Annotated in this window: 31 protein-coding genes and 2 tRNA genes; 14 read left to right on the forward strand and 19 right to left on the reverse strand. The window is 70.2% G+C overall.

The genetic code is table 11. The features are described 5' to 3' along the window. Positions 1-563: 563 nt before the first annotated feature. Positions 564-779, forward strand: coding sequence for a hypothetical protein (locus AB0K03_RS36745; RefSeq protein ID WP_364695268.1), 216 nt, complete (start codon positions 564-566; stop codon positions 777-779). Positions 780-924: 145 nt separating this feature from the next. Here the strand turns inward: AB0K03_RS36745 and AB0K03_RS36750 are convergent, their stop codons facing one another. The 7 genes from AB0K03_RS36750 to AB0K03_RS36780 all read right to left on the reverse strand — a co-directional run bounded on the left by AB0K03_RS36750 (position 925) and on the right by AB0K03_RS36780 (position 7,179). Beyond that, positions 925-1,719 carry a carbon-nitrogen hydrolase family protein gene (locus AB0K03_RS36750; RefSeq protein WP_364695271.1) on the reverse strand — a complete coding sequence of 265 codons (795 nt, stop codon included), beginning with the start codon at positions 1,717-1,719 and terminating at the stop codon, positions 925-927. Positions 1,720-2,012: 293 nt separating this feature from the next. Then, positions 2,013-2,543, reverse strand: a complete 531-nt coding sequence (locus AB0K03_RS36755; RefSeq protein WP_364695274.1) for a GNAT family N-acetyltransferase — start codon at positions 2,541-2,543, stop codon at positions 2,013-2,015. A gap of 110 nt (positions 2,544-2,653) precedes the next feature. Beyond that, positions 2,654-3,946 carry an ATP-dependent Clp protease ATP-binding subunit ClpX gene (gene clpX, locus AB0K03_RS36760; protein WP_249608931.1) on the reverse strand — a complete coding sequence of 431 codons (1,293 nt, stop codon included), beginning with the start codon at positions 3,944-3,946 and terminating at the stop codon, positions 2,654-2,656. Between the two features lie 276 nt (positions 3,947-4,222). Further along, the gene (locus tag AB0K03_RS36765; protein WP_249608932.1) at positions 4,223-4,885 is read right to left on the reverse strand and encodes an ATP-dependent Clp protease proteolytic subunit; all 663 of its coding nucleotides are present in this window, start codon (positions 4,883-4,885) and stop codon (positions 4,223-4,225) included. An 11-nt stretch (positions 4,886-4,896) separates the two neighbouring features. Further along, positions 4,897-5,526 (reverse strand): ATP-dependent Clp protease proteolytic subunit, encoded by a 630-nt coding sequence (locus AB0K03_RS36770; protein ID WP_364695278.1) that lies wholly within the window; start codon positions 5,524-5,526, stop codon positions 4,897-4,899. 189 nt (positions 5,527-5,715) lie between these two features. Next, complete coding sequence (tig, locus tag AB0K03_RS36775) at positions 5,716-7,065, reverse strand: trigger factor (RefSeq protein ID WP_364695281.1); 1,350 nt, start codon at positions 7,063-7,065, stop codon at positions 5,716-5,718. A gap of 40 nt (positions 7,066-7,105) precedes the next feature. Then, positions 7,106-7,179, reverse strand: a tRNA-Pro gene (locus AB0K03_RS36780). Between the two features lie 141 nt (positions 7,180-7,320). Between AB0K03_RS36780 and AB0K03_RS36785 the strand changes: the two genes are divergently transcribed. Continuing rightward, positions 7,321-7,391: transfer RNA gene (locus AB0K03_RS36785), tRNA-Gly, on the forward strand. Between the two features lie 89 nt (positions 7,392-7,480). Here AB0K03_RS36785 and AB0K03_RS36790 read toward each other — a convergent pair. Beyond that, positions 7,481-8,707, reverse strand: coding sequence for a site-specific integrase (locus tag AB0K03_RS36790; protein WP_364695284.1), 1,227 nt, complete (start codon positions 8,705-8,707; stop codon positions 7,481-7,483). Next, on the reverse strand, positions 8,688-9,404 hold the full coding sequence (locus AB0K03_RS36795) for a helix-turn-helix transcriptional regulator (RefSeq protein ID WP_364695286.1): 717 nt from the start codon (positions 9,402-9,404) through the stop codon (positions 8,688-8,690). Before AB0K03_RS36795 ends, AB0K03_RS36790 begins: the two co-directional genes overlap by 20 nt. A 140-nt stretch (positions 9,405-9,544) precedes the next feature. Between AB0K03_RS36795 and AB0K03_RS36800 the strand changes: the two genes are divergently transcribed. From AB0K03_RS36800 to AB0K03_RS36850, 11 genes are all read left to right on the forward strand, one after another. Then, a complete protein-coding gene (locus AB0K03_RS36800) occupies positions 9,545-9,766 on the forward strand; it encodes a helix-turn-helix domain-containing protein (RefSeq protein WP_364695289.1) in 222 nt (73 codons plus the stop codon). A 3-nt stretch (positions 9,767-9,769) separates the two neighbouring features. Continuing rightward, positions 9,770-10,672 (forward strand): hypothetical protein, encoded by a 903-nt coding sequence (locus tag AB0K03_RS36805; protein ID WP_364695292.1) that lies wholly within the window; start codon positions 9,770-9,772, stop codon positions 10,670-10,672. Further along, on the forward strand, positions 10,669-11,397 hold the full coding sequence (locus tag AB0K03_RS36810) for an ATP-binding protein (protein ID WP_364695295.1): 729 nt from the start codon (positions 10,669-10,671) through the stop codon (positions 11,395-11,397). Before AB0K03_RS36805 ends, AB0K03_RS36810 begins: the two co-directional genes overlap by 4 nt. Positions 11,398-11,483: 86 nt before the next feature. Continuing rightward, the gene (locus AB0K03_RS36815; RefSeq protein WP_364695297.1) at positions 11,484-11,948 is read left to right on the forward strand and encodes a helix-turn-helix transcriptional regulator; all 465 of its coding nucleotides are present in this window, start codon (positions 11,484-11,486) and stop codon (positions 11,946-11,948) included. Further along, entirely contained in the window at positions 11,945-12,157 is a 213-nt protein-coding gene (locus AB0K03_RS36820) for a hypothetical protein (RefSeq protein WP_364695300.1), read from the forward strand. Before AB0K03_RS36815 ends, AB0K03_RS36820 begins: the two co-directional genes overlap by 4 nt. 137 nt (positions 12,158-12,294) lie before the next feature. Beyond that, positions 12,295-13,038: a hypothetical protein gene (locus tag AB0K03_RS36825; protein ID WP_364695303.1), complete on the forward strand. Its 744-nt coding sequence runs from the start codon at positions 12,295-12,297 to the stop codon at positions 13,036-13,038. A gap of 3 nt (positions 13,039-13,041) precedes the next feature. After that, positions 13,042-13,464 (forward strand): helix-turn-helix domain-containing protein, encoded by a 423-nt coding sequence (locus tag AB0K03_RS36830; protein ID WP_364695306.1) that lies wholly within the window; start codon positions 13,042-13,044, stop codon positions 13,462-13,464. After that, positions 13,461-14,018 carry a hypothetical protein gene (locus tag AB0K03_RS36835; protein ID WP_364695309.1) on the forward strand — a complete coding sequence of 186 codons (558 nt, stop codon included), beginning with the start codon at positions 13,461-13,463 and terminating at the stop codon, positions 14,016-14,018. The genes AB0K03_RS36830 and AB0K03_RS36835 overlap by 4 nt, the downstream gene beginning before the upstream one ends. 15 nt (positions 14,019-14,033) lie before the next feature. Next, the gene (locus AB0K03_RS36840) at positions 14,034-15,998 is read left to right on the forward strand and encodes a phage tail tape measure protein (RefSeq protein WP_364695312.1); all 1,965 of its coding nucleotides are present in this window, start codon (positions 14,034-14,036) and stop codon (positions 15,996-15,998) included. After that, a complete protein-coding gene (locus AB0K03_RS36845) occupies positions 15,998-16,276 on the forward strand; it encodes a hypothetical protein (RefSeq protein WP_364695315.1) in 279 nt (92 codons plus the stop codon). The genes AB0K03_RS36840 and AB0K03_RS36845 overlap by 1 nt, the downstream gene beginning before the upstream one ends. Positions 16,277-16,327: 51 nt before the next feature. Continuing rightward, positions 16,328-16,597 (forward strand): hypothetical protein, encoded by a 270-nt coding sequence (locus AB0K03_RS36850; RefSeq protein WP_364695318.1) that lies wholly within the window; start codon positions 16,328-16,330, stop codon positions 16,595-16,597. 19 nt (positions 16,598-16,616) lie between these two features. On the opposite strand, the gene AB0K03_RS36855 is transcribed toward AB0K03_RS36850, so the two are convergent. Genes AB0K03_RS36855 through AB0K03_RS36865 form a run of 3 tightly spaced genes read right to left on the reverse strand, consistent with a single transcriptional unit; the run spans position 16,617 to position 17,322 of the window. Then, positions 16,617-16,850 (reverse strand): hypothetical protein, encoded by a 234-nt coding sequence (locus tag AB0K03_RS36855; RefSeq protein ID WP_364695321.1) that lies wholly within the window; start codon positions 16,848-16,850, stop codon positions 16,617-16,619. Beyond that, positions 16,847-17,068 (reverse strand): hypothetical protein, encoded by a 222-nt coding sequence (locus AB0K03_RS36860; RefSeq protein ID WP_364695323.1) that lies wholly within the window; start codon positions 17,066-17,068, stop codon positions 16,847-16,849. Before AB0K03_RS36860 ends, AB0K03_RS36855 begins: the two co-directional genes overlap by 4 nt. Further along, positions 17,065-17,322 (reverse strand): hypothetical protein, encoded by a 258-nt coding sequence (locus AB0K03_RS36865; protein ID WP_364695326.1) that lies wholly within the window; start codon positions 17,320-17,322, stop codon positions 17,065-17,067. The genes AB0K03_RS36860 and AB0K03_RS36865 overlap by 4 nt, the downstream gene beginning before the upstream one ends. Positions 17,323-17,489: 167 nt before the next feature. On the opposite strand from AB0K03_RS36865, the gene AB0K03_RS36870 reads away from it, so the two are divergent. Continuing rightward, entirely contained in the window at positions 17,490-17,693 is a 204-nt protein-coding gene (locus AB0K03_RS36870) for a DNA-binding protein (RefSeq protein WP_364695329.1), read from the forward strand. A 63-nt stretch (positions 17,694-17,756) separates the two neighbouring features. Here the strand turns inward: AB0K03_RS36870 and AB0K03_RS36875 are convergent, their stop codons facing one another. The 7 genes from AB0K03_RS36875 to AB0K03_RS36905 form a co-directional block, all read right to left on the reverse strand. Beyond that, positions 17,757-18,287 (reverse strand): hypothetical protein, encoded by a 531-nt coding sequence (locus tag AB0K03_RS36875; RefSeq protein WP_364695332.1) that lies wholly within the window; start codon positions 18,285-18,287, stop codon positions 17,757-17,759. Next, positions 18,287-18,811 (reverse strand): hypothetical protein, encoded by a 525-nt coding sequence (locus AB0K03_RS36880; RefSeq protein WP_364695335.1) that lies wholly within the window; start codon positions 18,809-18,811, stop codon positions 18,287-18,289. The genes AB0K03_RS36875 and AB0K03_RS36880 overlap by 1 nt, the downstream gene beginning before the upstream one ends. Then, complete coding sequence (locus AB0K03_RS36885; RefSeq protein ID WP_364695338.1) at positions 18,808-19,077, reverse strand: hypothetical protein; 270 nt, start codon at positions 19,075-19,077, stop codon at positions 18,808-18,810. The genes AB0K03_RS36880 and AB0K03_RS36885 overlap by 4 nt, the downstream gene beginning before the upstream one ends. A gap of 81 nt (positions 19,078-19,158) precedes the next feature. Beyond that, entirely contained in the window at positions 19,159-19,341 is a 183-nt protein-coding gene (locus tag AB0K03_RS36890; RefSeq protein WP_364695341.1) for a hypothetical protein, read from the reverse strand. 3 nt (positions 19,342-19,344) lie between these two features. Continuing rightward, positions 19,345-19,533, reverse strand: coding sequence for a hypothetical protein (locus tag AB0K03_RS36895; protein WP_364695344.1), 189 nt, complete (start codon positions 19,531-19,533; stop codon positions 19,345-19,347). Between the two features lie 94 nt (positions 19,534-19,627). Next, the gene (locus AB0K03_RS36900; protein ID WP_364695347.1) at positions 19,628-20,374 is read right to left on the reverse strand and encodes a DUF2637 domain-containing protein; all 747 of its coding nucleotides are present in this window, start codon (positions 20,372-20,374) and stop codon (positions 19,628-19,630) included. Further along, positions 20,371-20,895, reverse strand: a complete 525-nt coding sequence (locus AB0K03_RS36905; RefSeq protein ID WP_364695350.1) for a DUF6907 domain-containing protein — start codon at positions 20,893-20,895, stop codon at positions 20,371-20,373. Before AB0K03_RS36905 ends, AB0K03_RS36900 begins: the two co-directional genes overlap by 4 nt. Positions 20,896-21,176 lie beyond the last annotated feature (281 nt).

Consider the following 21,176-nt stretch of genomic DNA (forward strand, 5'->3'; position numbering starts at 1 on the left):
CCAACCAGACAATCAAGCCCGGCCGGGGTAAATCATCAATTGGCACTGGCTTATCAAGCACCCTGTTGAGTTCTCAAAGAACAACCACACACCGTTCGGCTTCGCCCGTTCAGGCGACCCGCTCGGGGCAACCGCTCCAACCTACCTGGTCGACTTCGCTAGCGCAAGACCGAAGTCTTGGAAGATCCGAGGATCTTCGTAGCATCGCCCAAGTGTTTTCCGCACTAACGCTCGCCCCGCTAGGGTGTGAGTGCTGTCGGATGGCTCAGCAGCCGTCCGGAGATCATCGAGTGATCGATCCGCCCGGTTCCCGCTGGCCTGGCTACTCTACCCGGTCGTTCTCGCTGGCGCAACTTCTGCCGCCTGCTTCGCCCGGTTCCTTCCGCAAGCATAGCGCCCGCTTCCGGTTGCCTTCAGGGAGTCTGGAGAAGCGTCACGTTCGTGCCGTTCCGTCCGGGTTCCCCTCGGGCAGAGAGAAAGTTACGCGACCCCTCCCCCGGAATGCAAATCGGGGGTGGAGGCGTACGCGCCGTTCGGGGCGGGACCGTGCCAGAGTGGCAGGCATGGTTGCTGACCCGGCGCTCGCCGCCGACGCGCTGTTCGACCAGTTGATGCCCCTGTCTCAGCTGGTCATCGGCATTCTGGTGCTGGCGGCGGTCGCGGTGTCGGTCCATCGCCTGATCCTGAGAGGGCCGTCCCGGATGGGTGGGGCGATGCTCCTCGCGGGCGGTGCTGTGGTGTGCGTCGCGGTGGTCAGCTACCTGGTCCAGACCCTGTAGGGATCGGACAAGGTTCCCTCGGGGACGAGCGGATTCGGGCCACGGAGCCGTACGGGGCGGCTGGCATGACTGAGAGCCGTTGAGGTGGCGGGCCGTACCTCGGACGGGTGAGCAAGGCCGTACGTGAGGGATGGGGGCGGGTGGGCTAGAGGCGGCGGTTGGCGAGGCTGGGGAGGTCCGTACGGATCTGATCCAGGCGTGTGAGGTCGAGGTCGGCGGTGACGACGCCTACGGTGTCGGGGGCCTGAGCCAGGACGGTTCCCCAGGGGTCGATGATCATGCTGCGGCCGTAACAGGTGCGGTGGGGTTCGTGGTCGCCGATCTGGCCGGCGGCCACCACGTAGCACTGGTTCTCGATCGCCCGGGCGCGCAGGAGGACCTCCCAGTGGTCGCGTCCCGTATGCATCATGAACGCCGCGGGCACCACCAAGACCTTGGCGCCGTCGATCGCGAGGCGGCGGTACAGCTCCGGAAAGCGCAGGTCGTAACAGATCGAGAGGCCGGTCGGCACGCCGTCGACGTCGGCTATGACCGTACGGTCGCCGGGGGCCACCGAGCGGGACTCCTGATAGGACACCCGGCCGGGGATCTCCACGTCGTACAGATGGATCTTGCGGTAGGTCTCCACCAGCTCACCCGCGGGATTGAAGATCAGCGAGGTGTTGAAGGTGTGGTCGGCGTCCGGGCCGGCCTCGTGGAAGGAGCCGGCGTGGACCCAGATGCCGAGATCCCGTGCGGCCGCGGCGAAGAACGCCGCGAACTCGCCGTCGACGGGCTCGGGCTTGGGCATGCCGGCGCCGGGTCCCAGGTAGTCGACGTATTCGGGAAGGACCGCGAGGGTCGCCCCGGCTGCGGCGGCCCGGCCCAAGAGGTCGCGGGCCACAGCGAGGTTGTGCGTACGGTCCTCGCGGGCGTTCAGCTGGCAGACGGCGACGCGCATGCGAGTCAGCGTACGGCTGGACGGGCGACCGGGGAACGGTCTCGGGCACCGCGGAAAGCAACCGGGAAACGGGTGTCAGGCAGCGCGCAAAGCGACCACGGAACGGTCCCAGGCGCCGCGCGAAGCGACCGGCAAACGGTGTCAGGCACCGCGCGAAGCGACCGGGAAGGGTGTCAGGCACCGCGCGAAGCGACCGGGGAACGGTCTCCGGCTTCGGGGGAAGCGACGGCGAAGCGCTCGGTCCTGCGGCGAGGGGATCAGGCAAGGGGTCACGGCGGCGCATGCGGGACGGTTCAGGCGCCGTGGGGCGTGAGCAGGACTTCGCCGCCCACGGGCTGGTAGCCGGCGGCCAGGAAGGCGCGCAGGCTGGAGGCGTTGCCGGGAGCGATCTGGGCCCACACCGGGCTGTGGCCGGGCACGAGGTGCCGGGCTGCGAGCGCGAGGGAACGACCCAGGCCGGTGTTGCGGGCGCGGGCGTCCACCTCGATGGCCGCTTCCCAGCGACCTGCGAGGCCGCGGCCGATGACGAGGACGGCGGCGCCGTGCGTCCAGACGCGGACGTCGCTGCGGAACAGGCGGGCACGGGCCACGCGGGGGTGGGAGCTGTCGTCGATCGGGGTGAGGTCGACCGGGGGCGGGCCGGTCAGCGCGGCGGCGAACACGACGGCGTCGATGCAGCCGCAGACGAGGCCCAAGCGGTCCTCGAGGGCCGTCAGGAAGCGCGGGGACAGGGGTGCGGCGAGGTCCTCGTCCGGCAGCCGGGCATCGAGCCAGGGACGGTCGACGTCCGCCGCGACCACTATGTGCCCCGGAAAGGCCGTCACCGCCGCCTTGTCAGGCGACGGTGACGGCACGAGATCGAGCCAGGGATCGGTCGGGAGGCGCTCGCCGCGCTCCACCCGGGCCAAGACCTCCGGCAGCCCGTACGGGGGCGTCAGGCGGACTTCTCCTCGCGGTCACGACGGGCGCGGCGGCCGACGAACTCGCGCGGAACGATGGTCGGTATCACGTTCTCGACGACGACCTCGCGCGTGATGAGGACACGGGCGGCGTCCGGGTTGCTGGGCACCTCGAACATGACGTTCTGGAGGACTTCCTCCATGATCGCGCGCAGGCCGCGGGCGCCGGTGCCACGCAACATGGCCTGGTCGGCGATGGCCTCGAGGGCGCCCGTGTCGAACTCGAGCTCGACGCCGTCCAGCTCGAAGAGCCGCTGGTACTGCTTGACGTACGCGTTGCGGGGCTCGGTGAGGATCTTGATGAGCGCCTCACGGTCGAGGTTCCGCACGGTCGTGATGACCGGGAGCCGGCCGATGAACTCGGGGATCAGCCCGAACTTCAGCATGTCCTCGGGCATGACCTTGCTGAAGATGTCGTCGGTGTTGCGCTCCGACACCGAGCGCAGGTGGGCGCCGAAGCCCACGCCGCCCTGGCCGATCCGGGACTCGATGATCCGGTCCAGCCCGGCGAATGCGCCACCGACGATGAACAGCACGTTCGTGGTGTCGATCTGGATGAACTCCTGGTGCGGGTGCTTGCGGCCACCCTGCGGCGGGACGTTCGCGACCGTACCCTCGAGGATCTTCAGCAGGGCCTGCTGCACGCCCTCGCCGGAGACGTCCCGGGTGATCGACGGGTTCTCGCTCTTGCGGGCGATCTTGTCGACCTCGTCGATGTAGATGATGCCCTGCTCGGCGCGCTTGACGTCGTAGTCGGCGGCCTGGATGAGCTTGAGGAGGATGTTCTCGACGTCCTCGCCGACATAGCCGGCCTCGGTGAGCGCCGTGGCGTCCGCGATGGCGAAGGGGACGTTGAGCATCCGGGCCAGCGTCTGCGCCAGGTGCGTCTTACCGCAGCCGGTGGGGCCGATGAGCATGATGTTGGACTTGGCCACCTCGACGTCGCTGCCCGCACCCGGGGCGCCGCTCGACTCGGCCTGGATCCGCTTGTAGTGGTTGTAGACCGCGACCGACAAGGCCTTCTTGGCCTGTTCCTGCCCCACCACGTAGTTGTCGAGGAACTGGCAGATCTCCATCGGCTTGGGAAGCTCTTCCCACTTCACCTCGCCGGTTTCGGCCAGCTCTTCCTCGATGATCTCGTTGCAGAGGTCGATGCACTCGTCGCAGATGTAGACCCCAGGGCCCGCGATGAGCTTCTTGACCTGCTTCTGCGACTTCCCACAGAACGAGCACTTCAGTAGGTCGCCGCCGTCACCGATCCGTGCCACCTACGTTCTCCCTGCGCTCATCGGCCGACTGAACTGCCGGCCCCGGCCTTGAGGACGATCTTCCTCGTCGCCACATCATCGTCTTGCAGAGTTCATCGTCTGCCGACTCGCGTTACTGAGGTTGCCGACTCGACGTTACCCGCTGAGGGGCAGTTCTCCGACCCCCCAAAACGGGCGTGTCAGGGGCCAGTCAGTCTAGCGCGACCCGACCGACCCCTGACACCGCGTACTCACCCCCGGGCGGGCCCGCCGGAGCGGCGGGACCCCGGAGGCATGTCAGCTACCGACGCCGGCGGCCTGCAAGCTCTTCTTGCGGGTGGCCAGGACGGTGTCGACGATGCCGTACTCCTTGGCTTCATCGGCCGTCATGATCTTGTCGCGGTCGATGTCCTTGCTCACCTGCTCGACCGGACGGTCCGAGTGCTTGGCGATCAGGGTCTCGAGCTGGGTGCGCATGCGCAGGATCTCGCGGGCCTGGATCTCGATGTCCGATCCCTGCCCGTAGCCGCCCTCGGTGGCCGGCTGGTGGATGATGATCCGCGAGTGCGGAAGCGCCATCCGCTTGCCGGGCGTGCCGCCGGCGAGTAGCACCGCCGCCGCGCTGGCCGCCTGGCCGAGGCAGACCGTGCTGATGTCCGGACGGACGTACTGCATCGTGTCGTAGATCGCCGTCATGGCCGTGAACGAGCCGCCGGGCGAGTTGATGTACATGAGGATGTCACGGTCCGGGTCGGCGCTCTCCAGCGTCAGCAGCTGGGCCATCACGTCGTTGGCCGACGCGTCGTCCACCTGCACGCCGAGGAAGATGATCCGGTCCTCGAACATCTTGTTGTACGGGTTCGACTCCTTCACGCCGTACGACGTGCGCTCGACGAACGAGGGCAGGACGTAGCGGTTGTGCACCGGAGCGAACCCGGGAGGCATGGTCAGGTCAGTCATAGCTCAGCTCCTCAGTTCAGCGTTCCGGCGCCCTCGGGGACCTGTGTCGCCCCGGTGATCACCTTGTCGATGAAGCCGTAGTCCTTGGCCTCCTGCGCCGTGAACCAGCGGTCCCGGTCGGAATCGGCCTCGATCGTCGCCTGGTCCTGGCCGGTGTGGAAGGACACCCGCTCCTGGAACATGCGCTTGGTGTACAGCATCTGCTCGGCCTGGATGGCGATGTCGGCGGCGGTGCCGCCCATGCCGCCGGACGGCTGGTGCATCATGATCCGCGCGTGCGGCAGCGCGTAACGCTTGCCCTTCGTGCCCGCGCAGAGCAGCAGCTGACCCATCGACGCCGCCATGCCCATGGCCACCGTGGCGACGTCGTTGTCGATGAACTGCATGGTGTCGTAGATCGCCATGCCGGAGTAGACGGAACCACCCGGCGAGTTGATCCACAGGTTGATGTCGCGCTCCGGGTCTTCCGCGGAGAGCAGCAGCAGCTGAGCACAGATGCGGTTGGCGACCTGGTCGGTCACCTCGCTGCCGAGGAAGATGATGCGCTCGCGCAGAAGGCGGTTGTAGACCGAATCGTCGAGGTTGCCACTGAGGGAGTCACCACGCAGCGTGGGACTCGCTGGGATGTGCAGATCGGTCATGGCAGCCCTTCACAGCTGACTGTGTCGGCCGAGGATCCGGCCGGCAGGTTCTCCGTCGTACGACCAACCTAACCGGTCAGATGCGCATCAGCTTCCCCCTCGGGCAGGTGTTCGCTGACAGCGCACCGGGGCCTGGCGGGAACATCGAAAGGGCCGCCGCGCACGCGCGGCGGCCCTTTCGCCGAACCGTCAGTGGTTGTGCCCGGCGTGCTCGTCCTCGCTCGCCGCCCGCAGGTCGTCGAGGGTCAGGACGTTGCCCTCGGTGTCCTTCATCTCGACCTGCTCCATGACGTTCGCCAGGGCCTTGCCGCGGCGCACGTCGCCGAACACGGCCGCGGCCGCACCCGACTGCACGAGCTGGTCGTAGTACTGCTGGGGCTGCATCTGCGCGCGCTGGGCCCGGTGCACGATCTCGTGACCGAACTCGTCGTCGGAGACCTGGATGTCCTCGGCGTCCGCGATCGTGTCGAGCAGCAGCTGGATCTTGACGCCCTCGGTGGCCGCCTCGGCCAGCTCGGAGTCGATCTGCTCCTCGGTCTTCTCCTCGGAGGCGAGGTAGTCCTCGAGGGTGGCGCCGATGCGCTCGAGCTGGTCGGTCATGGCCTGCTTGCGACCCTCGACCTCGTCCTTGACGATGCCCTCCGGCGCCGGGATGTCCGCGGCCGCGACGAGCTGCTTGAGCGCCTCGTCCCGGGCGGCGTAGATCTGCTCGACCTTCTTGACCTTGGTGAGCCGCTCCTTGAGGTCGGCGCGCAGCTCGTCGAGGGTGTCGAACTCGCTCGCCATCTGCGCGAACTCGTCGTCGATCTCGGGGAGCTGCTTGTCCTTGACCGTACGGACGGTCACCGCGACCTCGGCGTCACGGCCGGCGTAGTCGCCGCCCACGAGCTGGGTCGTGAAGGTCGTGTCGGCGCCGGCGACCAGGCCGACGAGGACCTCGTCGAGGCCCGGGAGAAGCTGCTTGCTGCCGACCTCGTGGGAGATGTTGGTGGCCGAGCCGCCCGGCACCTCCTCGCCGTCGACGGTCGCCCGCAGGTCGAGCTGGACGTAGTCGCCCTCGGCCGCCGGACGATCCACGGTCTTGAGCGTCGCGAAGCGCTCGCGCAGGCCGTTGATCTGCTCGTCGATCTCGTTGTCGCCGATCTCGACGGCGGGCACCTCGACCTTGATCGTGCTGAGGTCCGGCACGGTGATCTCGGGGCGTACGTCGACCTCGGCCGTGAACTTCAGCGGCTCGTTGTCGGCGAACTCGGTGATCTCCACCTCGGGGCGCCCGAGCGTCTTCACCTCGTGCTCACGCACGGCGGCGAGGATCTGCTGCGGGATCGCCTCCTGCACAGCCTCGTTGAGCACCGCGCCACGGCCCACGCGCTGGTCGATGACGGCGGCCGGGATCTTGCCACGCCGGAAGCCGGGGATCTGGACCTGGGAACCGATCTCGCGGTACGCCTTCTGCAGGCTCGGCTTGAGCTCATCGAACGGCACCTCGATGGCGAGCCGCACCCGAGTCGGACTCAGAGTCTCGACGGTGCTCTTCACAGGCGTACTCCTTGCGGATCTCTTCGTGTGTTGGTGAAAGTCGGGGTGGCGGGATTTGAACCCACGGCCCCTCGCTCCCAAAGCGAGTGCGCTACCAAGCTGCGCCACACCCCGAGGCCGCAGGCAAGTGTATGCGGTCGTCCGTGTGGCGTGTGCCTCGGCGTCGCCCGGGTGCGCCACGCGGGGGATCCGGTTCGCGTCCGGCGAGGGGATTCAGTACTCTAGCCACGGCGTCGGACCTCGGTGCGACGCTGCGCGGGCGTAGCTCAATGGTAGAGCCTCAGTCTTCCAAACTGATTACGCGAGTTCGATTCTCGTCGCCCGCTCAAGGAAGTTTTAGCAGGTCAGAGGCAAGATCCTCTGTCACCGAGACGCCGTACCGAAGTCACACATCGGGCGGCGTCTCACCGTTTTCTCACACGGACGGTTTTGCCGGCTCACCGACCGGGTTGAACGCCTGGTTCAGCAGGGCGCCCGCCGCCATCAGTGCCTCGTCCTGACTGTGGACGTAGGTCTTCATCGTGAACGCCGCGCTCGCGTGCCCCAGCCACGCCGAGATGACCGCCGTCGGAACGCCTCGGAGGTGCATCAGCGTGCCGCAGGTGTGCCGGGCGTCATGCAGCCGGATCACCGGTAGGCCGGCCGCCCGTGAGAGCGCCTCGAACCGCTTGCCGTACCAGTCCGGCCGATACCGCCGACCCACCTCGTCGACGAAGACGTGGTCACCGGTGCACCGCTCCCCCGTCACCCCGTCGGCGAGATTGCAGGGACGGGCGTAGGCCGATCCCGCCTCGTCGCGCTCCTCCCGCTGCCGGAGCTGGAGAGCCGTGAGCGCGGCGACCAGGCCGTCGTCGAGCGGAAGCTTCCGCCGGCCGCGCTCCGTCTTCGGCGGCCCCTCGACCACCTCGCTGCCCACCGCGACGCGGGCCCAGCGCACGGTGAGCGTCTTGGCGACCAGGTCCACATCAGACCACCGCAGCCCGAGGACTTCGCCCCGCCGGAGGCCGTAGAGGCTGCACTGCCAGGCCGCCCGGAGCCGGTCGCCGGCCACGTGGGCCAGGAACCCGGCGGCGTGCTCCGCGGTCCAGGTGGTCATCTCCTTGCTGGCCTGCGTGGGTCGCTCGACCAGCTTGACCACGTTGCGCCCCAGGGCGCCCTGGCGTACGGCGTCCTCGAACACCGCGGTCAGCGTGATGAGCATGGCGTTGACCGTGCGCGCCGACAGGCTGGCGGTGAGGCCGTTGCCGAGCTGGCGGCCGTGCGCGAGCAGGTGAGTCACCATGGAGTCGATGTCGGCCTTGGTGACCTGCTGGATCTCGAGGTGGCCGATGCGCGCGGCGGCGTGAGCGAGGGAATCGGTGTACGTCCTGCGGGTGCCGGGTCTCAGGTTCCGCTTGCCCGCGAGCCACTTGTCGATGGCGGCGGCCACGGTGACCTTGTCTGGCCGGACGAACGTACCGGCGGCCCGGTCGGAGATGATGCGGGCCCGCTCGGCGCGGGCCTGCTTCAGCGAGTCGTAGGTGTAGGTCTTCTGGTCGCGTCTGCCGTCCGGCTTCTTCCCGACGTCGATGACAAACCGGTATCGGGTGGTGCCGTCCTTCAGGGTGACCTTCTTGATCGGGTCACTCTTCCTTGCCGCCATCCACGCGGCTCCCTTCCGCTCGGCTGCCGTTGTCGAAGTGGGCCAGCTCGCCGGGCAGTCGCGGCGGAGTCAGCCCGTGCCTACGCATCTCCGCCCGCACGTCGCGGATGCCGTCCTCCGCGGCCGCGCGGAGCTTGAAGACCATCTGCTCGAAGGAGGCAGGGTCGGACGCCAGCCTTCGGCCGATCTTGGGCGCTGAGTACCAGTCGTCGACCAGGGCCTGGTGCCGGCGGCGCAGCAGGACGGGCGCGGCCGCGGCTTCCCATCCTGCGTCCGGCCGGGCGTACGCCTCGTGGAGGCCGGACACCGAATCACGGTTACCGGAGCCGACCTGCTCGATCTCCTCGGCGCTGAGCGGAAGCGGCCCTTCGCCGATGAACCAGAGCATGGCGTCTTCCGCCTCGACCAGGCGGTTGGGCAGCACCTCGACGACCGGGCCGACCGTACCGAGGGGGAAGATGAGCGAGATAGCGGGAACGCCGAGCGCTCGCGCCAGAGCGGCCAGCTCGTCGACGTCGACGCGCCTCTCCCCTTTCTCGATGCGCCTCAGCCCGAGCACGGGAATCGGCCGGCCGATCGCCTCCAACCGGGTCGACAACTCCGTGTACGGCATGCGCCGCTGATTCCTGATGCGCGCGATGGCCGCTGCGACTTGGTCGCTCAGCGCCCCGGGGCTGATCTGGTCCGTCTCCGTCACCGCGTCAGTGTCACATCAAAATGATTCGCAGGCAAGGCAGGCTTGCCATCCCTGTGCATCATGTGCATCCTTGTGCTCAGGACGGATCAACATGGCCCGTTCTCCGAATCATTTTGATCCTTCGGCATGAGGAGACTGCTGTGCCCGCAACGGCAACCCGCGCCATCCCGGACGCCTCGACCAACCCGACGATCTCCGTCAAGCAGGCGGCCGCAATCCTCGGCATCTCGGTGCGCCACGCCTACGTCGCGATCCAGCGCGGCGAGATCCCCTCGATCCGCATCAGTACGAAGATCGTCATCCCCACCGCTCGCTTCCTCGCCCAGTACCAGCTGGAGCCCACGGCACCGGTGAGCGTCTGACCCGTGGACACGACATCGGCCGGAGCAGAGCGGTTGCGGCGTCGCGTCGCCGAGAGGAACCGGGAGCAGGCTGCCCTGGGACGTCCGCCGCTGTTCCCAGACCAGGTCTACCTCGACGCGGTCTGGGAGTCGGCGCTCACGAGCACCCAGAAGATCACGGCCCTTTGCTACGGCAACCACGCCCGAGGCTGCGCCGAACGTGACCGCGCCTGGGTCGTCCGTGAGCGGCTGATGCACCAGACCGGCATCCGCTCGCGAGACACCATCGCCAGGGCGAACGCCGACCTGGTGCGCGTCGGCTGGCTGGAGCCGGGCGGACATCGCCCGGGGCACAAGCAGATCACCGTCTACCTGCTGGCGCTGCCACAGGAAACCAGTCCGGATTCTGTGACCGGTGCCGAAACTGTGACCGGTCCCGAAATCAGGACCAGTCCGGATTCTGTGACCGGTCCTGATTTCGGGCAAAACCAGTCACAGTTTTCGCCGAAACCGGTCACAGAATCTGCGGAAACCGGTCACAAAACCGGGACACGACTCTCTACGGACCCTCCACAAGACCCTCCGAAGGACTCCCTCAGGGAGAACGCCGGCACGGTCGTCGCCGCCTTCATCGACGGAGCTACCGGCGCCGGCCAAGACCGACCCACCAGCGCCATCGTCGGCAAGGTCGGTCGCGACGCCCGCCGCCTCATCGGCGAAGGCGTCCCCATCGACAAGCTCACCGTCGCCGCCGACGCGATGGGACGCGCCGGCTGGAACAGCCTCGACGCCCAGCTGCAGCGCATGTCCGCCCAGCGAGCGGCCCAGAACAACCAGCGCCCCACACCCAGCAGCCCCACCCGAGCTGCCCACCAGCCGTACCGGGCGCGAACCGACCACTCCGCCTACCACCAGGGATCGCTATGACCATCACCCACTTCAGCGCCCTCCTGCCACGCCGGCGCGGCGACCTGCGCCCCCTCGGGCCGCCACCCGTCGCCAAGCCCGGAGAGTGCCCTGAGCACCCCGGCAACAGCGGCACCTACTGCGGCCCCTGCGCCAGCGAACGCAAGGCCGCCGACCCCAACGCCCGAGCCGAGATCCGCACCGAGCGCATCAACCGCGACTGCGACCGCCGATTCCCCGCCCGCTTCCGCCACGCCCACGCCGACGACCCCCAGGTCCTCGCATGGATCCAGCAGGCCGCCGCCGACCCCGACAGCGGCCCCTCGCTGCTGCTCATCGGCCCCACCGGGACCGGCAAGACCCACCAGGCGTACGGCGCCCTCCGCGCCCTCGCACCCGAACTGGCCGGCCGCGACTGGCTCGCCATCCGCGAAGCCGACCTCTTCGGCAGCCTCCGCCCCCGCCCCGACCTCAACCTCGAAGCCGAACTACGGCAGTACCGACAGGCCAGCCTGCTCCTCCTCGACGACATCGGCGTCGCCAAGCTCTCCGAGTGGACCGAGGAGATCACCTACCGCGTCCTCGACGGCCGGTACCTCGACATGAAGCCCACGATCATCACCACCAACCTCACGCCCGACGAGCTCCGCGACACCCTCGGCGACCGCATCGCCTCCCGACTCGCCCAGACCTGCACGATCGTCGTCCTCGACGGACCCGACCGCCGCCGCGGAGCCCGCCCGTGACCCCCGCCGGCGGGCCCTGCCGGAGCCTCGTGCGCAGCCGCGCGTGTACGCCGCTGGAACCGGCCCCACTGGTTCCTCGCGGGGGCGTGCCGGACGTAGCCGAGCGGGAGCGGCTGCGGGCCTCTGTCGGTGCTGTCCTTCGCCGTGCTCGGGCCACCGCCCGGCTGTCGCAGCCTGCTCTGGCCGTCCTGGCGGGCTGTGACCGGCGTACGGTGCAGCGCCTTGAGGCCGGGCAGTTGCGGCCGACCACGGCCCTGCTGGCGGCTCTGGCGCACGCCTTGTCGGTGCCGCCGGGTTGGTCCCCGGCCGGGCGGCGGCGGGAGACGGCCGCGCTCCGGTTGGAGCTGGAGGCTGCGGCCGGCGGCTCGCTGGTGCAGGCGTCCGCTCGGCGGGAGCGCTGGCGTCGCCGGCGGCACCGGCGCGCGTACCGGGCAGCGTCCAAGGCCGCCCTGCCTTTCCTGCGCGCCCAGCTGGCTCGCCGTGAGGCGGCGATGGCCGCCCGGCTCGCTGAGGCCGACCGCCTGATTGCCGCCGCGGCGAGGCTGCGGTGAGCCGGCGCCGCCGGGAGCGGCCGGCCACGGCGGAGGAGCAGATCGAGTTCGACCGCTTCGCGGAGCTGGCCAAGGAGGTGCTCGCGGCGCCTCCGGAGAAGCGTCATGCCGCCGCGGCTCGCCTGGGGCGCCAGCTGGACCGGGTGCTGAATCCGCACAAGGCGAGGAACCGGTTCCTGCCACCTCCTGACCCTGTGAGAAAGCCGTGATACGGGCACCTATTTCCGCAGCTCACGGCATGGCTGTCAGATTCACAAACTGATGATCTGACCCGACTTCCGGCCCGTCCTGGGTCGGCGTACCGGTCGCGTCCGCGGCCGGCCACCACACACCGAAAGAGACTCACGTGACCATCACCTTGCAGCAGCGGCAGAAGGCCTGGACCGTCCTCACCGAGGCCCCCGACCAGGCCCGCGCCGCCGCCAAGACCACCACCACCAAGATCGAGGAAATCCGGGCCAACGAGAACTGGTCCGACAAGCACAAGGCGGAGCAGATCGCCAAGCTCCAGGAGGACCTCGACCGGCAGCTCGCGACGATCCGCAAGGACGCCGACGACGCCCGCGACGTCCTGGCCGCGGCGGCCGAGGAACTGGCCCAGCCCCAGGGGGACACCAACACCCAGCTCCTCCACGAAACCCGCACCGGCCGCGCCTGGGCGAGGGTCCGGCCCCAGCTCGAAGCCGGCCGCTCCCACCGCGAGATCCTGAAGGAGGCCGCCGACCGCCGCGACCACGCCACCCTCACCGCGCTGGCCGCCGAGCTGCCCGCGTACCTCGAGGCGGCGCGCACCCGCCCAGGCGGCCTCGCCGGCCGCGCGACGCAGCCCCTCGACATGGCCGGTGTGCGCCGTGAGATCGACATCGCGACCGCCCGTGGCCTCGGCGACGACAAGGGCTTCGGCACCGCCGCGAGGCTCCGCCTGCACGCCGCCAGCGCGCACCCGGTCGTCCACACCGTCGTCGACCACGTCCGGGGCGGAGGCGGGAACCTGACGACCGCGTTCCGGGTGAAGTACGCGCAGCAGGAGGCGGAGGCCACCACGGCGGCCCTGGCCGGAGACGGCGACTCCGGCTCGGACGCGGCCTGACCTGTGCGGTACGGGCGGCACGACCACACCCAGCCGGAGGAGCTCCTCACGCCCGCCGGCGGGGTCATCGTGCCGCCCGCCCTCGCCGGCGCCGTCCGCGCCGCCCTGCTCGGTCACCTGGCCGGCCGGGCACGCCGGGACGGTCTCCCACCCGGGCCGGGCGTCACCGCCCTGGTATGGGCGCTCGACGCCGCCGCCCGCGGCACCCAACCCGCACCAAGTTCCGATAACGGAACCCCCGCCGCCGCATCGCCCATCGTGGAGATCAGCGCGGTCGACGCCGCTTCGCTCCTGGGGTGCTCCGTCGAGTACGCGCGCCGGCTCTGCCGGTCCGGTGTGCTGCGGTGCCGCCGGGTCGGCAGAGCCTGGCTCGTAGACCGGGCGTCCCTAGACGCCTGGCGCCACGGCACCACGGAGGCACCATGAACCTCACCGCCGACGTCGCGGACCTCATCCGCGGCTGGCAGCTCGTCGACGAGCAGCACGCCATCGACGACGCACGCCGCGAACTCGCCGACGCCCGCACCCTCCTCGCCGCCCTCGAAGGCCGCCCGGACTGGGACCGGCAACCCGACCAGATCAGCCGCGCCCGCGCCCTGATCGAGGAGCTGACGGAGAAGGCCCGCGCGGCCGATGAGGCGGCCGCTGCGGCCCGAACGGTCCGCCGCCGCGCCATGTACCCAGCCGCCGCCGCCCAGCTCGACAGCACCGCCGAGGACCTCGCCGCCGAGGCGATGACCCTGACCGGCCGCGCCGCCGAGATCACCGCCGGACTCGCCGAGCTCATCGAGGCCCTGAAGAGCCACCTCGGCCGCAGCGAAACCCTCGTCGCCCAGCGGCGCGCCCTGGACAGCCTCGCCGCCCAGTACGGCGAGCAGGACGCCCTCCCGGGCAGCTCCAGCACGGTCATCCCGCCTGTGCCCCGGGGCAACGCTGCCGACGCGAAGATCGACCTCCTTGCACTTATCGTGGAACCATAGAAAAAGGAATCCATCATGGCGCTCAAGCTCGGTGAGCTGGTCGCGGTCCTGGGCGTCGACGGCGCGAAGTTCGACGAGGGTCTGGAGAAGGCGCACGGCCGGTTCCAGAGCTGGGCCGACAAGCTGGGCCCGGCGGCGGCGATCGCGGGCGGCGCCGCGGCGGCGGCGCTGGCCGCCGGGATCGCATCCGGGCTGGAGCTCGACGCCGCCCAGGCCAAGCTGACCGCCCAGCTGGGCGACTCCGCGTACGCCGAGGACCTCGGCAAGGTCGCCGGGAACCTGTACGGGCGCGGCTTCGCGGAGAGCGCCGGCGCGGCCATGGAGTCCGTGCGGGCGGTCATGTCCTCGGGGCTTCTGCCTGAGGACGCTGACCAGGGGACGATCGAGGAGATCACCCGCCAGGCCCAGGCCCTCGCCAGCACGTTCGACGTGGACGTGCAGGCGGCGACCCGGGCGGCCGGGCAGCTGATCCGCAACGGCCTGGCGAAGGACGCCTCCGAGGCGTTCGACATCGTCACCCGGGGGTTCCAGCAGACCGGCGACCAGGCCGGTGACCTCCTCGACACATACTCCGAGTACAGCGTGCAGTTCCGGAAGCTGGGCCTGGACGGCGTCACCGCCACCGGCCTGCTGACCCAGGGTCTGAAGGCGGGCGCCCGGGACGTCGACACGGTGGCCGACACCATCAAAGAATTTTCGATCAAGGCCGTCGATGGCACCAAGGGGGTGGCGGCCGGGTACGAGGCGCTCGGCCTCAACGCCAAGCAGATGACCGACCAGATCGCCCAGGGCGGCCCGGCGGCCGAGCAGGGCCTGGCCACCGTGCTGGACCGGCTCCGCGCCATGAAGGACCCAGCCGCCCAATCCGCCGCCGCGGTGGCGCTGTTCGGCACGAAGGCCGAGGACATGGGCGCCGCGCTGTTCGCCCTCGACCCCAGCTCGGCGGTCACCGCGATGGGCAAGGTCGACGGTGCGGCCGGGAAGATGGCCGACACCCTCGAACAGAGCGCGTCGCAGCAGCTGGAGGCCTTCAAGCGGCAGGCGTCCCAGGCCCTGGTTCAGGAGCTCGCCAAGGCGATCCCCACGCTGCAAGCTATCGCCGGGTGGCTGAAGGAGAACAAAGACGTCGTCGTGCCCCTGGCCGAGGGCCTCGGCATCCTGGCCATCGCGATCGCGACCATCGTCGGCGCGATCAAGGTGTGGACCATCGTCCAGACCGCCCTCAACGTGGTGCTCTCCCTCAACCCGATCGGGCTGATCGTCATCGCGATCGCCGCGCTGGTGGCCGGGATCATCCTGCTGTGGAACAACTCCGAGGCGTTCCGCAACTTCTGGATCGGCGCCTGGGAGCTGATCAAGGGTGCCGCGCTCGCCGTGTGGAACTGGATCAAGGACAACTGGAAGAACATCCTCACGTTCCTGACGGGGCCGATCGGGCTCGCGGTGCGGTACATCAGCCAGCACTGGGACTCCATCAAGGCCGGCGCGACCCGGGTGAAGGACTGGATCGTCGAGAAGTGGACCGGTCTGATCGACTGGTTCCGTGGTCTGCCGGGGCGGATCAGTCGGGCGGCGAGCGGTCTGTGGGACGGCATCAAGTCGTCGTACCGGAACATGATCAACTTCCTGGTCGGGAAGTGGAACAACCTCAGCTTCACGATCGGCGGCGGCAGCATCGCGGGAATCAGCATCCCCAGCCTCACCCTGTCGACGCCGGACCTGCCGTATCTGGCCGCCGGCGGGAACATCCTCCAGGGCGGCATGGCCGAGGTCGGTGAGCGCGGCCGGGAGCGGCTGTTCCTGCCCACGGGCGCCTCGGTGCAGCCGCTGCGGCCGGGCCAGGACGGCACAGGCGGATCCGGCATGGTCACGGTCCGGGTGGTCCACGAGACTCCGAACGGGGACAAGATCCGCGAGGAGATCTTCGAGGGCGCCCTTCAGCACGGTCAGACCCCGGGCGAATTCCTGAAGGTGGCCTGATGGGCACGCTCTACCAGCAGGTCCTGGTGTTCGAACGGGAGCTTGGCCGGCCGGAGGACGTCGCCTGCGCGATCGTCGAGCCGGGCCCGGATGGAGACCGGTACGGCGTGGCCATCGCCCCGCACTTGGACCGGTTCACGTTCGAGCTGGCGCTGGACTGGGCGACGCGGGTGTGCCGGACGATGGCGCTGCACGGGCCGGAGCCGGACGGATGGGCGGCGGAGGATGGGGTGTGGCGGCTGTGGGCCGACCTCACCCCGCTCCCACCGCTGGAGTGAGCCTCGCGGGAACTCCCGCCGCCGCTGTGCCGTGGGTGATCGGCTGGGCGCGTGGACGACACCGACGCGCTCAAGCCATTCCCGCTGGCCGAGGTCGCCGCGCTGACCGGGTTCAGCCTCCGGTCGCTGCGGGACGACTGCCGCGCCCGGCGAATCGAGCACGTGCACTACGGCAACACGATCGTGCTGACACGGGCCCAGCTGGCCAAGCTGTACGCGGACCACACGGTGACCACCGTGCGGGAGGACGCCCTGGCGGGCATGCGGGAGCGCCGCCGGCGCCGGGTGGAGCGGGAAGCCCGCGCCGCACTCCGGGAGTAGGCCGGGACGCAACGCGGGCTCACTGGCGCCTAACTTTCCAGGTCCACTGGAGGAAACGCTCGAACAGTTCCCCCGGCTGGAGGGTGGGGACGTCCCGGGCGGCCTCGGCCAGTCGCTCGCCCATGAACTTCGCGAGCTCGACCGGGTCGAGCTGGAGGGCAAGGTCCTCGCGGGCGGGGTCGCAGGGCCACGGCCGGTCGCAGGACCAGCAGTCCCAGCCTGGTCGGCAAGGCACGTGCTCGCGGTCCGTCACGGGACGTCCCAGCCGCGGACCAGCTGGTCGCTGCTGAAGGGCCCGTACCGGCGGACCATGCCCGCGTGCCCGACCTCGTACGTGGGCCAGCCCATCGGGTCGGCCGGCTCGTGGACGGCCGTCACGATCGCGTGGCGGTGAGTGCTGATCTCGACCGGGTCGTGGCTGGTCGGGACGAACGTGATCCGGTCGCCCACCTCGTAGTCGGCGTCGTTCACCGGCGTGCGCCCTTCTGGGAGCGCCACACCTGGCCGGGGGTCAGCAGCGGCCGTTCGCGGGTGACTTGGGGTAGTTGCTGGGTGCGGGTGTCCCACGCCGCGCTGCCGCCGGCGGGCGGGGCTGGATCGGTGGCCGGGAGCGGGGCGCGGGCGGCCGGGCACGGCCAGGCGCCAAGGCCGCAGCGGCAGGTGGCTCTCCATGGCCTGAAGAACAGGCGGCGGCGTTCGTGGGTGATGTGGCGGGCGCGAGGCATTCCGTCTCCTCCGGTCGGCTGCCAGGCGGGGTTTCTGCGGGCCCCTCGGCGGGGCGCCGGCCCCGAAGACCGGACAGTACACATGTCCATGCGCATCGTACAGAGCAGCGATCCACAGACGTGACTATGGACTATGCGCGTGGGCGACCGCGCATAGCGTCTGATCTGTGCGGAGAGTGCGGTTGATGGGCACGGCGGAGATCGGGGCGCGGCTCGGCGTCACCCGGTCGCGTGCTCACGCCATCACCCGGGACCGGGACTTCCCGGCGCCGTACCAGACGCTGACGATGGGCTCGGTGTGGGACGCCGAGGAGGTCGAGGTGTGGATTCGGGAGCACCGGCCGGAACTCGCCGAAGACCCAGAGAGCTGACGGGCAGGGGGCAGATCCCGCAGCGCTGAGCGCCGTACGGGATCTGCCCCCTGATCCTGTCCCTCAGCCTGCCCGGCCGGGGCCCCGCCGGACCTGGCGAAGCGCTCGCTTCGCGGTGGACTCCGACACCCGGTACCGGGCGGCGGCCTGGCGGATGAGTTCGTTGGTGCCGGCCTGGCCGTCGTGCTCGGCCAGCCACGCGTCGAGGCTCTGCGGCTCGCTGGCGGCCTCCCCGGGCCCGTCCAGGGCGAGGTCCACGCCGTCGTCCTCCGGAGGCTCCGCGGCGTTCTCAGGCAGGCGGGTCGAGCCGGTGCGCCACACCTGCCTGACCTTGCGCATCCGTACCCCGTTGACCTCGACGATCTGACCCCACCAGCCGGGGTCAGCACCGGGGTCAACAGGGTCAGACCCCGCCGTGACCTGGGAATTGACCCCGGAACGCCGCCCCCGCGGTGGGGTAGGGGAGGGGCTCCGGCGCCGCTCCATAAAAAGGTGGATCAGGCCGATGCCGGCGAAAGCGGCGAGGATGGCCAGCGGGCCTCCCCAGCCCCGCTGTGGCTCCGCCTGCGCGGCGGTCATCACGATGGTGAGCATCAGGCGGCCCCGAACAGCAGGATCGGCAGCGGCCCCACCAGATCGGTCAGGGCCACGACGGCGCCCTCGGTGGCCTCCCCGATCACCCCGCGGCCCAGGTCGGCGAGGATCCCGAGGAGGAACGCGCACAGCCACAGCTTCCAGTTCAGCCGGCGTATGGCCGAGGTCGGGAAGGTCATGGCGGCGAACCGGCCCAGCTTCGACGCGGCCTTCACCGGCAGCAGGCACCCGACCGTGTAGAGGGCGAGGATGCCGACGCCGGCGCCGATCAGGACGTTGATCGACGCGCCCGCGATGTACGCCCCGTCGGTCTGCTCGAGCAGGAAACCGATGGCGTCGTGGAGGCGTTGCACGGTCCACGCGTCGAGTGGGCTGCCGTTGAAGCCGTCCCGGAAGCCGGGCACGGCAAGGAGGAACGCGAGGCGGTCGCGGAGGCTGTCGGGGCCGACGGACATGTAGTCGACGACCAGGGCGAGCAGGAGCACGACGGCGACGCCGGTCGGGGACATCGCGTGGCCGCTCATCGGGGGATCCAGTCGAAGACCTTCGGGCCGCCGGTGCCCCATTCGTGGACCTGGAGGCGTACGGCGTCCGCCTGCTCGCCGCGGAGGCGGGCGAGGCGGCACGCGGCCCGCCACCAGGGCGTCAGTGCAGCGTCGGCGGCGAGTTGGCCGGCCGGGGTGGCCAGGTCGAGGACGACCTGGAAGAGCCGGTCGGTGAGGATCTCGTAGTTGCCGTCGAAGATCCGCAGCCGGTATCGCTGCGGCCCGTCGGCGTGTGTTTCTGGCATCGTGGTGTTGCTCCTGTCGGGAGTGGCGGCGCCCGGCCGGGGCTGGAATCCGAGGCCGGGCGCCGCGCGTATCGGGTGAGGTCAGATCTCGCGCAGGCCGGTGGGCTTCTCCCACCGGGTGCCGGTCGCCCAGCGCACGAGCAGGACGTCGCCGTCGGGCCGGTCCATCTGCGCGTCCTCGACGACGCCGGCGGCGCCCAGGGGCTCGCTGCCGTCGGCCCGGACGACGCGGGCGTTGATGAAGTCCCGCGGGTCTCCGTGCACCGCTCAGCCCTCCAGGAACTCGCGGGCGGCGCTGCTCCCGCCGAGGAACTCGGCCACCGCGGCCTTGTCCTGAGCCGGCGCGTCGGTGGCGCGGAGCTCCGCGAAGAGCTCGTCGGTGAAACCGCAGTCGGTCGCGTCCTGGATTCGGGCAACCAGCTGCTGCTGCGCGTCGGTGAGGTCCTTGTACTTCATGGGTGTCTCCTTGCTGGGCCGCCTGCTCTGGCGGCTTCCGCACGCCTCCCCCGGCTGCTTGCAGGCGTGAATCCGGGGGCGGCGACGGGAGCCGTCACGCAGGCGCGTGGACCAGCTCGGGGACCTCCGGCGCTGTCTGGTCTTGGTCTGGTGTGCGCCGGGGCCGGTGCCGCTTCACGCTGGTCAGCGAGACCCTCGCCGCGGCGGCGATCTCGTGGTGCGTGGCGTCGGGGTTCTTGCTGTGCGCGGCAGTGATCCGCTCGGCGGCGGTGAGCCGGCGCCTGACCCTCGCCGCCCGGGTCCGCTCCGGGGCCGCCTGGACCGGGTCGGGGACCGCCTGGTCCTCGTGGTCCACTACGCGCCCCGGGGCGGGCATGGGGCCGATCGGGGCCGGGTAGTCGAGCCGGACCATGAGCGGTCCATCGTGATCGACTCCGGTCGTGGTGTCCGCGGTGCGGATCCGGCCGCCCAGCTCGACCAGGCAGATCGAGGCGACCACGATCAGGCCGTCCACGGAGATCGGGATCAGGTACGGGGCGGCGCCGGTCTCGCCGTACCGGGATGCGACGCCGGCCATGTGCCAGTACGACACCCACGCCGCGATCCCGGCGATGACCGTCGTCGCCACGACCCGGGCTGCTCCGAGGGCCCGGGAGTGGACCGGGATCCGCGAGATCAGCTCGACGGTCAGCAGCAGGGCGAGCGGGGGCCAGGCCGCGATCGACTGGCTGATCGGGTTCGGGATGGCGTGGAGGACGTTGGCGACCACCGAGGCGGCCACGCCGAGCATGAGCACGGCGCGGACACCCCAGCGGATCCGCCGCAGCTGGACCAGGGTCATCGGGCGGCCGGGGCGGTCGCGGCGGTGGCCCGCAGCTTCACGGCCGCGGCGAGCAGCTCGGCCGCCAGGCCCTCGGCCTGCTCGACGGTCAGCAGCATCTCCGCCTGCTCCTGGTGGTCCTCGGCGACGACGACGCGGACCTGCGGCGGCTCGTCGCCGCCCTGCATCCACTGCGGGCTGACCTCGAGCTGGAGCGGGCCGCAGCCGCCGCCGACGGCCAGGACGGTGTCGGTGCCGGTGTGCAGGCGGGCGCCGTCGTCGAGGCGGTCGGTCGGGTACGGCTCGTGGGGGCCGGTGACGCACCAGGCGGGGCAGGGGCCGGCGGCGATCGCGGCGGCGTCGGTGATGCGCTGGGCGGCGGCGAAGGCCTCCCCCGGCGTGTTGACGGTGCGGGTGAGGTCGGCGATGGTCTGGCCGCCGCGGTGGGCGGTGAGGTTCCACGGGCCGCCGGCGGGCCGCTGCACGCGCAGGTCGAGGGCCGGGGCGGTTCCGGGCACGGTGGGATTGCATACGATGGTCACGGGTCGCCTCCTGGGGCGATCAAGGGCCCGGAACAACAGGGGTTGCAGCCCCTGCCGGGCCCGCTTTAGTTAGTGCCTTGCGGACCAGATCAGTGAAGCATCATTTTGATACGCTCGCAAGTCGGATCACGCACTTGTGTGCATCAAGTGCATGCTGCGCACGGAACGCATCGACCTTTCACGACGTATCACGGGGCGTATCACAGCACTAGCTGCACAGGATGCGCACGACGCACGTGAATCAATGGAGCGCGGAGCGGATCTAGCCTCTGACCTGCACG

Source organism: Actinoplanes sp. NPDC049316 (assembly GCF_040677315.1).
In the GTDB taxonomy this organism is placed as follows: Bacteria; Actinomycetota; Actinomycetes; order Mycobacteriales; family Micromonosporaceae; genus Actinoplanes.

Excerpts from the sequence above, each read along its gene's own strand:
- AB0K03_RS36745 (WP_364695268.1), top strand. The coding sequence starts at position 564 with ATGGTTGCTGACCCGGCGCTCGCCGCCGACGCGCTGTTCGACCAGTTG.
- AB0K03_RS36750 (WP_364695271.1), bottom strand. The coding sequence starts at position 1,719 with ATGCGCGTCGCCGTCTGCCAGCTGAACGCCCGCGAGGACCGTACGCAC.
- AB0K03_RS36765 (WP_249608932.1), bottom strand. The coding sequence starts at position 4,885 with ATGACTGACCTGACCATGCCTCCCGGGTTCGCTCCGGTGCACAACCGC.
- AB0K03_RS36770 (WP_364695278.1), bottom strand. The coding sequence starts at position 5,526 with ATGACCGATCTGCACATCCCAGCGAGTCCCACGCTGCGTGGTGACTCC.
- AB0K03_RS36790 (WP_364695284.1), bottom strand. The coding sequence starts at position 8,707 with ATGGCGGCAAGGAAGAGTGACCCGATCAAGAAGGTCACCCTGAAGGAC.
- AB0K03_RS36810 (WP_364695295.1), top strand. The coding sequence starts at position 10,669 with ATGACCATCACCCACTTCAGCGCCCTCCTGCCACGCCGGCGCGGCGAC.
- AB0K03_RS36835 (WP_364695309.1), top strand. The coding sequence starts at position 13,461 with ATGAACCTCACCGCCGACGTCGCGGACCTCATCCGCGGCTGGCAGCTC.
- AB0K03_RS36840 (WP_364695312.1), top strand. The coding sequence starts at position 14,034 with ATGGCGCTCAAGCTCGGTGAGCTGGTCGCGGTCCTGGGCGTCGACGGC.
- AB0K03_RS36845 (WP_364695315.1), top strand. The coding sequence starts at position 15,998 with ATGGGCACGCTCTACCAGCAGGTCCTGGTGTTCGAACGGGAGCTTGGC.
- AB0K03_RS36865 (WP_364695326.1), bottom strand. The coding sequence starts at position 17,322 with ATGCCTCGCGCCCGCCACATCACCCACGAACGCCGCCGCCTGTTCTTC.
- AB0K03_RS36875 (WP_364695332.1), bottom strand. The coding sequence starts at position 18,287 with ATGCTCACCATCGTGATGACCGCCGCGCAGGCGGAGCCACAGCGGGGC.
- AB0K03_RS36880 (WP_364695335.1), bottom strand. The coding sequence starts at position 18,811 with ATGAGCGGCCACGCGATGTCCCCGACCGGCGTCGCCGTCGTGCTCCTG.
- AB0K03_RS36885 (WP_364695338.1), bottom strand. The coding sequence starts at position 19,077 with ATGCCAGAAACACACGCCGACGGGCCGCAGCGATACCGGCTGCGGATC.
- AB0K03_RS36895 (WP_364695344.1), bottom strand. The coding sequence starts at position 19,533 with ATGAAGTACAAGGACCTCACCGACGCGCAGCAGCAGCTGGTTGCCCGA.
- AB0K03_RS36900 (WP_364695347.1), bottom strand. The coding sequence starts at position 20,374 with ATGACCCTGGTCCAGCTGCGGCGGATCCGCTGGGGTGTCCGCGCCGTG.